12 protein-coding genes, 1 tRNA gene and 1 pseudogene are annotated in these 11606 nt (G+C 64.4%); 6 read left to right on the top strand and 8 right to left on the bottom strand.

Features of this window, described 5'->3' with window-relative positions:
* Window positions 1-133 precede the first annotated feature (133 nt).
* A pseudogene (locus tag SARO_RS07305) lies at window positions 134-322 on the bottom strand (IS6 family transposase); the annotation flags it as partial.
* A gap of 73 nt (window positions 323-395) precedes the next feature.
* Between SARO_RS07305 and SARO_RS07300 the strand changes: the two are divergent.
* Complete coding sequence (locus SARO_RS07300) at window positions 396-617, top strand: hypothetical protein (protein ID WP_041550219.1); 222 nt, start codon at window positions 396-398, stop codon at window positions 615-617.
* Between the two features lie 56 nt (window positions 618-673).
* On the opposite strand, the gene SARO_RS07295 is transcribed toward SARO_RS07300, so the two are convergent.
* From SARO_RS07295 to SARO_RS07285, 3 genes are read right to left on the bottom strand one after another with little or no spacing between them, the layout of a single operon-like run.
* Complete coding sequence (locus SARO_RS07295; RefSeq protein ID WP_011445112.1) at window positions 674-1264, bottom strand: DUF5681 domain-containing protein; 591 nt, start codon at window positions 1262-1264, stop codon at window positions 674-676.
* A complete protein-coding gene (locus SARO_RS20195) occupies window positions 1261-1791 on the bottom strand; it encodes a DUF5681 domain-containing protein (RefSeq protein ID WP_011445111.1) in 531 nt (176 codons plus the stop codon). Before SARO_RS20195 ends, SARO_RS07295 begins: the two co-directional genes overlap by 4 nt.
* Window positions 1788-3095, bottom strand: coding sequence for a site-specific DNA-methyltransferase (locus SARO_RS07285; protein ID WP_011445110.1), 1308 nt, complete (start codon window positions 3093-3095; stop codon window positions 1788-1790). Before SARO_RS07285 ends, SARO_RS20195 begins: the two co-directional genes overlap by 4 nt.
* A gap of 277 nt (window positions 3096-3372) precedes the next feature.
* Here SARO_RS07285 and SARO_RS20590 point away from each other — a divergent pair, with 277 nt between their 5' ends.
* The 3 genes from SARO_RS20590 to SARO_RS07270 are packed head-to-tail and all read left to right on the top strand — an operon-like array spanning window position 3373 to window position 5689.
* A complete protein-coding gene (locus SARO_RS20590; protein ID WP_198136635.1) occupies window positions 3373-3657 on the top strand; it encodes a DUF3489 domain-containing protein in 285 nt (94 codons plus the stop codon).
* Window positions 3657-4124: a DUF2924 domain-containing protein gene (locus SARO_RS07275; RefSeq protein WP_011445108.1), complete on the top strand. Its 468-nt coding sequence runs from the start codon at window positions 3657-3659 to the stop codon at window positions 4122-4124. The genes SARO_RS20590 and SARO_RS07275 overlap by 1 nt, the downstream gene beginning before the upstream one ends.
* Entirely contained in the window at window positions 4121-5689 is a 1569-nt protein-coding gene (locus SARO_RS07270) for a recombinase family protein (RefSeq protein ID WP_011445107.1), read from the top strand. The genes SARO_RS07275 and SARO_RS07270 overlap by 4 nt, the downstream gene beginning before the upstream one ends.
* 410 nt (window positions 5690-6099) lie before the next feature.
* Here SARO_RS07270 and SARO_RS07265 read toward each other — a convergent pair.
* A tRNA-Ser gene (locus SARO_RS07265) sits at window positions 6100-6190 on the bottom strand.
* A gap of 133 nt (window positions 6191-6323) precedes the next feature.
* Between SARO_RS07265 and SARO_RS07260 the strand changes: the two genes are divergently transcribed.
* A complete protein-coding gene (locus tag SARO_RS07260; RefSeq protein WP_011445106.1) occupies window positions 6324-7316 on the top strand; it encodes a peptidylprolyl isomerase in 993 nt (330 codons plus the stop codon).
* Window positions 7317-7320: 4 nt separating this feature from the next.
* Window positions 7321-7626 carry a DUF1905 domain-containing protein gene (locus SARO_RS07255; RefSeq protein ID WP_011445105.1) on the top strand — a complete coding sequence of 102 codons (306 nt, stop codon included), beginning with the start codon at window positions 7321-7323 and terminating at the stop codon, window positions 7624-7626.
* Between the two features lie 376 nt (window positions 7627-8002).
* Here SARO_RS07255 and SARO_RS07250 read toward each other — a convergent pair whose 3' ends face one another.
* The 3 genes from SARO_RS07250 to smpB form a co-directional block, all read right to left on the bottom strand.
* Window positions 8003-10438 carry a hybrid sensor histidine kinase/response regulator gene (locus SARO_RS07250; RefSeq protein WP_011445104.1) on the bottom strand — a complete coding sequence of 812 codons (2436 nt, stop codon included), beginning with the start codon at window positions 10436-10438 and terminating at the stop codon, window positions 8003-8005.
* A complete protein-coding gene (locus tag SARO_RS07245; protein WP_011445103.1) occupies window positions 10438-10998 on the bottom strand; it encodes a DUF2062 domain-containing protein in 561 nt (186 codons plus the stop codon). Before SARO_RS07245 ends, SARO_RS07250 begins: the two co-directional genes overlap by 1 nt.
* Before the next feature lie 108 nt (window positions 10999-11106).
* A complete protein-coding gene (gene smpB, locus SARO_RS07240; protein ID WP_011445102.1) occupies window positions 11107-11589 on the bottom strand; it encodes an SsrA-binding protein SmpB in 483 nt (160 codons plus the stop codon).
* Window positions 11590-11606 lie beyond the last annotated feature (17 nt).

The raw sequence follows: 11606 nt of genomic DNA, 5'->3' as shown, positions 1-11606 counted from the left end.
AGGTCATCGCGCCGATTTTGGCATTGCCCAATGTGCCGGGGTTAACCCCGGCACATTGGGCAACCAGGTCCAACAATCAGGGAATTTTCAAAGCCCAATATTGCGGAGAATTACACGCCCACTGACAATCAGCTGCAAACAGCGGCCCGAACCTGTTCCACCACAACCGCACCGTCTCGTGACACACGTCGATCCCCCGCTCGAACAGCAGGTCCTCGACGTTCCGCAATGACAAAGGGAAGCGCACGTACATCAACACCGCGAGCCGGATGATCTCCGGCGACGAGTTGAAGTAGCGAAACGGGCTGGCGGACTTGTTCATCCCGGCCAGCTACCACCGCCCTGCCCCGCCAGCCAGTTTGCTTTGACAGTGCCCCCTGCGCCTGTTCGCCGGATTGCGGCGAAAAGACCGGTACGCGCCTGTCCTGCTGCAGACCGCGATCATCGACGGCTTGCCTGGATACATCAGCATCGATCGAGGCGCGGTGTTGCAGACCACCGCACTCGACGTACGGGACGGCCGGATCGCGGCAATCTACATCGTGCGCAATCCCGACAAGCTGCGCCATCTTGCGGCGGAATTTGGCGAAGGCGGTCGTTTATCGCTCAGACCCTGAATGTCTGGAGCTGGTCGTAAGCTGCCCCTCCGGCTCATCTCCCAACCTTAGTGCTGTCAGGCTCCCTGCCCGCCACTCCCGCGCCCTACCCACCACTCCGGCCAACGCACGGTTTCCGGCCGGTGGGTATTGGCCCAGACTTCGTGCTGCTGGGCAACGTCAAGCCGGCGCGGCGCCATCCGGGCGAGCGCCGCCTCGACGATCCAGGGCTTGAGCTCCCAACGCACGCGCTTTTCGTCGAGCCGGTTGCGCTTGGTGGCCATTCCCAGATGTTGCAATGCCGTGCCTACGCCGAATGACATGAGCACGACGCGCAGCCTGGACGGTTGGACAACCCTTGCTCTCCGCGCTGCACGTGCGGTCTCGATTGCATCGAGCGAGGCGCGCGCGGCCGCGCTGTCGCCGGCAAGACCCTTGCGGGTAAGCTGCAGCAGGAAAGCCTCCGCTGCGGTCACGCGCCGTTCGCGCCCGTCCTCGCGCACGGTCACCATCTGGCCCAGCACGGTATCGTACGGCAACTGCCGGTGGCGCCCGCTGGGCCGTCCCCTCGGATTGCCGCTCTGCCCCTTGACGAAGCGGGTCGCGGCAGGCGGTCGGCGATAACCGGCAGAACCGGTTTCGCCCTGGCCGGGCGGGTCGCCGGTCATTGTCCCCTTCCCCTCGGCCAGCGCAACTTGCCCGGGTTCGCAACCAGGCGCTCGATGTCCTCGACCGCCCTTGCATCGAGATGACGGCGGCCCGGCCGGCTGATTGCCGCCTGTGCGGCCCAGGTCGCAATTCGCAGCGGCCGCGTTGCCGGGCCGCCACCGGGCAGTGCCTCTCCATGTCCGGCAATGCCAAGGATGAGCATTGCCGCATCGGCATTGTCGGCGTCGTGCTCGATTTCCATCTTCACCGGCTTCGGCTTTGGCGGATCGCGCTTTGCAAGCGCTGCCTCGCGCTTTTCGATCATGCGCAGGACATGGCGGATGGCCATACGGCTGCCCTTGAGCGCGGCCTGATAGGTCTGGAGCTGCAACCCCTCGTCAACGGTCAGCTCGCGCTCCAATCCATTCTGGGTGACGGTAAGCGTCCGGTCGAAGATCACGTCAAAGGCAGAGACATTGGGCCGCACCTTGCGCGGCCGTCCTTTCGGGTTGCCCGAATGCCCCTTGCTGAAGCGCGTCCCGGTCATGCCCTGTCCACTCCGCCTGCGCCGCTGCCAACCAGCACCGGCTCGCGCCCTGTCAGCGCGCTCCAGCGATCAAGCGCGACATCCACATAGGCCGGATCGATGTCGATACCGCGGAAGGCGCGGCCGACCCGCTCGGCGGCAATGAGCGTGGTGCCGGAGCCCGAGAAGATGTCGAGTACGAGATCCCCCTGCCGCGTCACATCGCAGATCGCATCGGCAACCATCGCCACGGGCTTGACCGTGGGATGCAGCGCGAGGTCCTCGCGGCGGCTGCCGCGCATCGAATTGACCGAGGCATAGTCCCACACGTTGGTGCGGTTGCGACCATGACGTCCCAGTTCCACCGCGTTGGTGTGCGGCGCCCCCGGCACGCGGTAGACGAACACCATCTCGTGCTTCGAACGGTAGAGGGAGCCCATTCCCGCGTTGCTCTTGTTCCACACGCAGATGTTGAGAAGATCGTCATAGACCGGCGTTGCCGCGGCGCTGACATCGTCCATGTGACGCCAGTCCATGCACACGAAGTGGACCGCGCCGGGCCGCGACACCGCGGCACTGGCTCCGAGCGTCTCGGCAAGGAACGTGCGGAACGCTGCCGTGGTCATCTCGCCCGAGGCCATGGCGAACTCGCGGTGCCGTCCCCTGGCATTGGCGTGGCCGTTGATCTTCACGTTGTAGGGCGGATCGAGGAACGCGCAGTCGATCGCTTTGCCCTCACCCACAACGGCCCGCAGGAAGGCTGCATCCCTGCCATCGCCGCAACCGAGGCGATGCGCGCCCAGCTGCCAGATGTCGCCCGGGCGCGAGCGCGGCGTCCGCGGCACCGCCGGAATGACGTCATCTTCCGGATCCGTGCTACCTCTGAGGATGACGTCGATCTCGCCACTCGCAAAGCCGGTGAGGGCAAGATCGATCTCCATCTCGGGCAGCGACAGGTCGGCCAGCTCGAGCTTGAGGATCTCGATGTCCCACCCCGCATTGAGCGCGATACGGTTGTCGGCAAGCCGCAGCGCGCGCACCTGTGCCTCGCCCAGTCCGGCAAGTTCGATGACCGGCACTTCGGCAAGGCCGAGTTCCCTTGCGGCAAGGAGCCGGCCGTGCCCGGCGATGATCTTGCCGGATGGCTCGACCAGCACCGGGTTGGTGAACCCGAAGGCGCGGATCGAGGCAACGATTTGCTCGATCTGTCGTCGCGGATGGGTGCGCGCGTTGCGGGGATCGGGGACAAGGCTGGCGGTCGGCCTGTAGGCGACGGTCAGCGGGCGATCGGCGAGCGGTGCTGCCGAAGGGATGGTGTCGGCCATGCCTGAACATAGATAGAACGTTCCACATTTGTCCAGTGCGCCACACGCAGCAACCGTGGATAAACGACACGAGACGCTCGGCTGCGCAATCGACTGGCCTGAACAATCGACTGGCCTGCACAATCAACTGGACTGTCGCGGCAGGTGGAGCATGTGTGTGCCACGCCCGCCAGCCGGGCTCGTGCCGGTAGCGGCGGAGCTTGTTCCGATCCGCGCAACCGGAAGACCCATGATGACCGACAAGGCCCAATCCTCCCGCTCACCGCGCCAGCGCCGCATGGCCCGCGAGCCCCAGGCACAGGCGCAACAGCGCCCCGAGACGCAGGCGGCCACACCCGGCAGCGGCACGTCCGGCCGTACCAGGGCACAGTCGAAGCTCGACATGGTCGAGGCGCTGCTGCGCGCACCGCAAGGGGCGACGATTGCCGAACTCATGACCGCTACCGGGTGGCAGCAGCACACCGTACGCGGCACCCTTGCCGGCGCGCTGAAGAAGCGTGGACTTACCATCACCTCGGACAAGCCCGACGGCGTCCGCCACTACCGGGCGGAGAGCAGGTGATGGCAAGCACGGCAGTGGACCTCGCCGGCCGGCCGGCCGGTCCGAACGAAACGGGCAGGCCAGCCGACTGCGACCGCAGGGTCGAGGCACTGATGGATCTCGATCTCGAGGGTCTCAGGGCCGAGTGGAGGAGGCACTACGGTAGCCCCCCTGCCCTGCGTTCCGTGGCAATCCTACGGATGCTGCTCGCTTGGCGGATGCAGGCAAGTGCCGCAGGTGGTCTCGACAGTGATAGCCGCCGCCAAATCGCGCGCAAGGGCCGGGTAGCGGCCGAAGGGCTCGAACTCGGCATCGGGGGACGCCTGACCCGGACATGGCAGGGTCGCGAGGTCGAGGTGGTGGTGGAGGCCGAGGGCTTCCGCTGGAACGGCACGCTATACCCCAGCCTCTCGGCTGCCGCGAGCGCGATCGCAGGATCGCGCTGGAACGGGCCACGTTTCTTCGGCCTCAGGCAACGCCGCCCATGAAGACGCTGGCCTGCGCGATCTACACCCGCAAGAGCTCGGATGAAGGGCTCGAACAGGGTTTCAACAGCCTCGATGCCCAGCGCGAGGCAGGCGAGGCTTATGTAAAGAGCCAGGCGGCCGAGGGTTGGCGGCTGGTTGCCACGCGCTATGACGATGGCGGGTACTCGGGCGGCACCATGGAGCGCCCCGGGCTCCAGCGCCTGCTTGCCGATATCGAGGCCGGGCGGATCGACGTGGTGGTGGTCTACAAGATCGATCGCCTGACGCGCAGCCTTGCCGACTTTGCCCGCATCGTCGAGCGCTTCGATGCGCGCGGGGTGAGCTTCGTCTCGGTCACCCAGGCATTCAACACCACCAGCAGCATGGGCCGGCTCACGCTCAACGTGCTGCTCTCGTTCGCCCAGTTCGAGCGCGAGGTCACCGGCGAGCGTATCCGCGACAAGATCGCAGCCTCCAAGGCGAAGGGCATGTGGATGGGAGGGATACCTCCGCTCGGCTACGACCTCCCTGTTCCGGGCAGCCGCACCCTCGTCGTCAACGAAGCCGAGGCGGCGATCGTGCGTCACATCTTCGAGCGCTATCTCGCGTGTCGCTCGGTACACCGTCTCGCGTCCGCGCTCGAGGAGGAAGGCGTCTGCTCCAAGGTCTGGGTGACCGCAGCGGGCAAGTCCCACGGCGGACGCCCTTTCTCGCGCGGCGCGCTCTTCCATCTACTCGGCAATCGCATCTACCTTGGCGAGATCGTCCACAAGGCCGCCTGTCATCCCGGGGCCCATGCTGCCATCGTCGATCCCGACGTCTTTGCCAGGACGCAGGCCATCCGCTTTGGCAACCGGCGCCGGACAACCGCGCCGGAGGGGCAAGGGCCGCGCACTGCCGGCGCTCTTCTTGCCGGTCGCATTCTCGATGCCGGTGGTCAGCCGATGTCTCCATCGCACTCACGCGGCCGCGGGGGAAGGATCTACCGCTACTATGTCTCTGCCGCCCTCCAGCAGGGGCGCACTCTGCCGGGCAGTGCGATCCGGCGGCTTCCCGCTGCGGCGCTCGAAGCCCTCGTCACGGCACGGCTTGGCGCAGCGCTCCCGGCAAGCGATGATCCGCTCGTGCTGCTGCGGCGCGTGCGCATCGTACCGACGGGTCTGGAACTGTACCTGCCTGTCAGCGCCCGTCGCCAGCTGGCGACGGCATTGCCCGCGGGGATGGAAGCAAGGCTCGCAGGGCGCGAGCTCGTCCTCTGCGTTCCTGTCGCCTTCCCCTTGCGCGGCGGACAGCGCAGCGCTGCCGCCGGCCATACCGATGGCGACCGTGACCCAGTCCTGATTGCTGCGCTGCGCAAGGCGCATGGCATGCTGACGCGTGACGCCGATGGCCATCCGACGATCGTCGCCGCGCCTGCCACGGCCTATGATCGCAAGCTGCTGCGTCTCGCATTTCTGGCCCCTCACCTCCAGCGCGACATTCTCGCCGGCCGCCAGCCGCGCCACATCAGTCTCGCGTTTCTGATGGCCCGTGACATCCCGCCTGCCTGGCAGGCGCAGGTCGAGGCACTTGGCTGGACGTCGTAACACCTGAGTCCCTGTTATCGCGATATCGCGGCCTGATATGGTCGATATCGAGGCCTGTTATGGGCGAATAAATACCCTGTTACGGCGAATAACAGGGAAACGGGATTCAGCGCGGCAACGCACTGGAAATGCTGCATAATTCCGCAAGGCCGGGCGGCATATGCCCGTAAAACGGCTGATTTTCCTGCTCAAATGCGGTTTTTTCCCTGATAATTCCCAATTTGCAGGGAAACAGGGGCAAACCGTACCGATCATGAAACGTGCGGAGACTGGCCCGTCCGAGGGCGCCCAAATGGCCCCGGAGACGCGCTGTCCACGGGGCGCCTGTCACGGATTAGACCGCGCAAACCGGCGCAACGCTGCGGCTTCCGCGGCAGCCCCTGAAATCTGAGAATGGTTTGGGGGCTGGCTGGCGGAGCGGGAGGGATTCGAACCCTCGATACGCTTTTGACGTATACTCACTTTCCAGGCGAGCGCCTTCGACCACTCGGCCACCGCTCCGCACCAGCCTGAACGTTCCCGCGCGTGATGCACCAAAACGTGAATCAGGCGATCAACCAAATCGCTCTGGAGGGTGCCCCCTAGCTGTACGCGCGCGCTTTCGCAAGCCACCGGTTCCTGCAATGATGCGCAAATGTCGTTAGTTTCTTTCCTTGCCGCGGCCATCGCCGCCGCTTCAACCCCAAACAGCAATTCCCCGGCGCTTTCGCCGGCAGAAATCGTTGCTGCCGCCCCTGCCACGGACTGGCTCGCGATCGCGCCGGACGACCTTCTGGTCATGGATCTTGCGCCGGATGCGGCAGGACGTCCGCGCCGCGTGGTGATTCAGGTGGTGCCCGATCCCTTCTCGCAGGGATGGGTCGGCAACATGCGCATTCTGGCTGCTGCGCACTGGTGGGACGGAACGTCAGTCTACCGCGTCCAGGACAACTGGGTGGCACAATGGGGAGATGCCGATGGGGAGGACGCCGCGAAGGCCCGCCCCCTTCCGCCGGGGCTCGAAGTCGTGCCCGAAAAACGATACGTCATACGCCCGGAGGGGCCGGAACGCAGCGCGACGCACGAAGAACTGGATACCTGGCTTGCCACAATCGAGGGAACCCATGCTGCATGGCACGCTCTGATGCGCAAGAAATCCAAGGATACCGACCCTTATGCGGATGAGACGTTCTTCTATCGCGGATGGCCGCTAGCCGCATCGCAAAACGGACCAAGCGCGTGGCCACTACATTGCTACGGAACCGTTGGCGTAGCGCGCAACCTTTCGCCCGATACCGGCACCGGTTCCGAACTGTATGCCGTAATAGGCCATGCCCCCCGCCAGCTCGATCGCAACATCGCCGTCGTCGGCAGAGTGATCGAGGGCATTCAACATCTTTCATCATTAACCCGCGGCCCCGCACCGATGGGCGTCTACTCAAACCCCGAGGAGCGCACACCGATAGTGTCCGTCCGCCTCGCAACCGAGGTGCCGGACCTTGGCCGCTTCGAATACCTTTCCACCGAGAGCGCATCGTTCCGGCAGTATGCGGAAGCCAGCGCGAACCGGCGTGATCCGTTCTTCATCCAGCCTGCGGGCGGCATAGACATCTGTAACCTGAAAGTTCCTGTCAGGCGGGGCATTTGATCCGATGCACAGCCTGACGGTCGTTCTCTGGCGCTGGAGCGGGAGCACAAACGGCGATTGGTTCTTTGTCGGCGTCAACGGACCGGTAGCCGATGCACTTTCCGGAACCGCGCTGATGCAGCGTCTCGAAACGGGCCGAAGATCGGGCTGGGGTTCGGTCAAAGTCCAGGCAACAATAGGACGCACCACGTGGAGTACCTCTGCCTTCCCGAGCCGGGAACACGGCTGGATCATTCCCGTCAAGGCGACCGTACGCAAGGCGGAGAGCCTTACCGAAGGGACGGAGTGCCTCCTGCAGATTGCATTCTGACAGGTTTCCGCGCTGCCCCGGGGCTCTGACAGCGCGGAAGATGGACAAACTGCATCCGCCTGCCGGGATCATGCCTCCCGCCTCGTCCGCATACACCGGGCATGAGCTTCTGCCGGATGCTGGATATCACGACACGCAGCGAGGCATGTTTTATCTTGCGGCCTCTCGACGAAACTGCGGCCAGTTGGTCTAGAGACACACAGCCACCGGCGCCTTGCGCAAGAGCAAATCCAGGACATCCCGCTCACGCTGGTTGGGCGGCGTATGAAGAACTTGCAGCAAGTTGGACGAATACGCGCAAAGGTAGCGGTGCAGGCAGCGTGTTTTAGCCAGCGCGCTTTTGCCAGCGCGCAACCTGACCCGTTCGCAACGGAACTCAGCGCGCTCGCAGGACCTGTTCGACCGCCTCGCATATCTGTTGGACAGAAAATGGCTTTGCCAGGAAGTGCATGTTCGGAATGTCGATCTCGCGCCTTAACTGCTCTTCGGCATATCCCGACATGAAGAGAAAAGGCATTGACGGACGCAGCGCGCGAATTTCACGCGCCATCGCGGGACCGTCCATCGTCGGCATGACAACATCCGACACGACGAGGTCGAAATCACCGTCACGCCCGATGGCCTCCAAGCCTTCCTCGCCGTCGGCGGCGGTGGTCACCTCATAGCCTTGCCGGGTCAGTGCGCGTTCGGCAACGGCCCGAACGGTGTCCTCGTCTTCGACCAGCAGCACTCGCCCGCCACCGGCCCACTCGCGCTTTGCTTCGTGCGCCGGTCGCCTGGCGTGCGCGATCTCCGCAGCGTCAGGAACATGAACAGGCAGGTAGATGCTGAACCGCGTGAACCTGTCGACCTCACTTTCCGCGAAAATGAACCCGCCTGATTGCTTCACGATGCCATAGACGGTGGAAAGGCCGAGGCCAGTGCCCTTGCCTTTCTCCTTTGTTGTGAAAAACGGTTCGAAGATCTTGCCAATCTGCCCTGGCTTGATGCCGTGACCGTTGTCCTCGACGATGAGCGCCGTGTAATCACCGATCGGAAGTATCTCGCTTTTCATCGACCGGACGTCGGCCGCAGTCACTCTTCGGGTCATCAGCTTGACCACGCCACTGCCCTTCGCGCCAGGTGCCGCCAACTTGTCGTTGATGGCATCGCGGGCATTCACGACAAGGTTGAGCAATACCTGTTCGAGTTGCGTCGGATCTGCACGCACGAAGCCGAGGTCTCTGTCGTGGGTCACCTCAAGCGTGATCTTTTCCCCGATAAGCCGCTTGAGCAGGGCCGATACCTCGGCGACGACATCGGGAAGCTGGAGCACCTGCGGACGCAAGGTCTGCTGGCGCGAGAAGGCCAGCAACTGGCGCGTCAAAGAAGCGGCGCGGTTCGAGTTGGCCTTGACCTGTTGGATGTCATCGTAGTCGCTGTCACCGGGCGTGTGCCGCATCAGCATGAGATCGCAATAGCCGATGATGGCAGTCAGCACGTTGTTGAAATCATGGGCGACGCCGCCAGCGAGTTGGCCCACGGCCTGCATCTTCGTCGCCTGCGCAATTTCGCGCTTGAGGCGGGTTTCCTCGGACGAGTCCTTGAGACTCAGCAGAACCGCCCCTTCCCCCAAGCCGCGCACGCCTGCAAGGCTCAGTGAAACGGGCTCCTCGGGCGTAGCCCGAAGCCGTACCGCAACGTCGCCGGCCATCGGAATACCCTGCGCGTAGCGCCGCACGGCGTCGGACAGGGCCCCCTTGTCTTCCTTGATGACCAGGTCCGACGGATATGGCGGCGGGATCGTGTCGTCGTGACCGGCAGCACGCAGGAACGCGGCATTGGCGAAGAGGAACCGGCCATCGCGGTCCGTCATGGCAAGCCCGAGGGGCAATCTGGCAAGCAGCGCCTCGATCTGCGGAAGGCCTGCGCGCACTTCACCAACGCTACCCTGTTCGTCGATCAGCAGGAACAGTGAAGTCGTTCGGGCGGGGTCGACGTTGGCAACGCCATCGGGATCGGCCACCGGCAGGTGAACCAGCCGGATCGACGCGCCCTTTCGCCCTTCGCGCGCATAGTAGACACGCTCGGTCTCGTCGCTTGCAAGAAACGAGACGAAATCCGCGCCAACGACGTCTGCTGATCCGTTGCCGGTAGCTCGCTGAACGAACGCCGGATTTGCCGAAAGCACGATACCTTCCGGAGAGACCACGGCCGCCTGGATGCCTTCGCGCGCCAGCGCCCGTCCAAGCTTGCCCCCGATCTGCCCGACTATTTCGGCAACGAGGTCCTGGGTGGCAACCGGCATGAAACGCCAGATCAGGAAATCCTCGCCCCGTCCGGCTCGGCGGACTTCGGCACGCCAGGTGCCATTGGAGGAGACCAATGGCTCGGCGGTCGCGGTGCCGTCGCGCCAGGCCGCCCGGGTTGCGGCTTCCAGTGCATCGACCGCTTCGCGATCGAGCGGAAGGCGGGGCGGTACTGCGGAAAGACCGAACCAGTTGCTCATCAGCGCATTGGCGCAGACCAACCGACCGGCGCGATCCGTGATTGCGATGCCATCGTTGGATTGCTCGATCGCGGCATTGGTCACCGACCAATCGGGTAACGCAAACTCCGGAGAGGACTCGGCCTGAGCAGGTCGCAGGAACAGTCGAATCGCCGCGCCAATGGCCGCTACGCCGCCAACGAAGCCTGCGGCGACGAGCGGCTGGCCCGATGCGTTCCACAGGACCACAGCACTAGCCGAAACCGCGCCGCCCAGCAGGAGCCAGTCCCGCATCGGCGCCAGGCCGGACGGACCGGCGGCCGTGTCGCCCCCGCGTGACGCCATCAGTCGGGGAAATCCCGGGCAGCGGCACGCATCTGCCGGGCCTTGCGCTTGTGCCCCGTCCACCAGCGCCACCCGATAGCCGAGATGAAGTAACCGATGGCGGCCGCCGCCAGCGAGATAAGCAGAAGGCCGATGATCAGCGAAGGCGCCGCATCGCTGCCAAGCCAGGCAAGCCAGTCTCCGACCGAAGCGCCTCGCGTAACGAGATCGCTCACGGTCGAGAAATCGGCGTGGTAGCCAAAGCGATTGCCGACCCAGATTGCGCCGGGAAGGAAGACGAACAGCGTCGTCGGCGGGATCGACACGAAAGTCATCAGCACGGCCAGCGGAATGTTGCCGCGCACCGGCACGCACATGAGCGCGGCACCGACGATCTGGACGCCCGGGATCAGCGCGAAAATGCCGATGAACAGGCCAGCCGCAACGCCCCGGGGCACCGAACGGCGAGTGAAGCGCCAGAGTTCATGGCGCGCGGCAAGCGGGCGCGCGAAGCGGTTCTGCTCCATCTGCTCCCGCGTCGGCATGTTGGCCCGCGCCCAGTTGACGATCCTGTCGAACATCGTGACTTGCGTTCTACCCGTTTCCCGTCCGCCCCGCCACGGGACGTTTGACCACTGTTGGACGACCACCTCTTTCAGCGCGCTGAAGCGCCGCAGGGAAAATGCCCGTCAACCGTGGTCCTTCATGATCCGCGCCTTTTCGCGCTTCCAATCGCGTTCCTTGATCGTCGTGCGTTTGTCGGCAGCGTTCTTGCCCTTCGCGAGCGCCAGTTCGACCTTCGCACGGCCGCGGCTGTTGAAGTAGATCGACAGGGGCACGAGCGTCATGCCCTTGCGCTCCACGGCTCCGGTAAACTTCGCGATCTGGCGCTCTTTCAGCAATAGCTTGCGCGGACGCTTCGGCACGTGATTGAAACGATTGCCGTGGCTGAATTCGGGAACGTTGGAATTGACCAACCAGACTTCGCCGTTCTTCACCTCGGCATAACTCTCGGCGATCGAACCTTCCCCGAAGCGAAGCGACTTCACCTCGGTGCCGGTCAGGCAGATTCCAGCCTCGTAGGTCTCTTCGATGAAATACTCGAAGCGTGCCCGCCGATTTTCGGCGACGACCTTCTTCTTGTCGAATTCGGGATGAACGGGACGAGCCATATCGCCGCCATGTAGGC

It is taken from the genome of Novosphingobium aromaticivorans DSM 12444, from assembly GCF_000013325.1.
Taxonomy (GTDB): Bacteria; Pseudomonadota; Alphaproteobacteria; order Sphingomonadales; family Sphingomonadaceae; genus Novosphingobium; species Novosphingobium aromaticivorans.
This window is presented reverse-complemented; position numbering and strand designations above follow the sequence as displayed.

Bases quoted from the DNA above. Each gene is read 5' to 3' on its own strand.
- SARO_RS07295 (WP_011445112.1), bottom strand. From the start codon at position 1,264: ATGACCGGCGACCCGCCCGGCCAGGGCGAAACCGGTTCTGCCGGTTAT.
- SARO_RS20195 (WP_011445111.1), bottom strand. From the start codon at position 1,791: ATGACCGGGACGCGCTTCAGCAAGGGGCATTCGGGCAACCCGAAAGGA.
- SARO_RS07285 (WP_011445110.1), bottom strand. From the start codon at position 3,095: ATGGCCGACACCATCCCTTCGGCAGCACCGCTCGCCGATCGCCCGCTG.
- SARO_RS20590 (WP_198136635.1), top strand. From the start codon at position 3,373: ATGGCCCGCGAGCCCCAGGCACAGGCGCAACAGCGCCCCGAGACGCAG.
- SARO_RS07275 (WP_011445108.1), top strand. From the start codon at position 3,657: ATGGCAAGCACGGCAGTGGACCTCGCCGGCCGGCCGGCCGGTCCGAAC.
- SARO_RS07270 (WP_011445107.1), top strand. From the start codon at position 4,121: ATGAAGACGCTGGCCTGCGCGATCTACACCCGCAAGAGCTCGGATGAA.
- SARO_RS07260 (WP_011445106.1), top strand. From the start codon at position 6,324: ATGTCGTTAGTTTCTTTCCTTGCCGCGGCCATCGCCGCCGCTTCAACC.
- SARO_RS07255 (WP_011445105.1), top strand. From the start codon at position 7,321: ATGCACAGCCTGACGGTCGTTCTCTGGCGCTGGAGCGGGAGCACAAAC.
- SARO_RS07250 (WP_011445104.1), bottom strand. From the start codon at position 10,438: ATGGCGTCACGCGGGGGCGACACGGCCGCCGGTCCGTCCGGCCTGGCG.
- SARO_RS07245 (WP_011445103.1), bottom strand. From the start codon at position 10,998: ATGTTCGACAGGATCGTCAACTGGGCGCGGGCCAACATGCCGACGCGG.
- smpB (WP_011445102.1), bottom strand. From the start codon at position 11,589: ATGGCTCGTCCCGTTCATCCCGAATTCGACAAGAAGAAGGTCGTCGCC.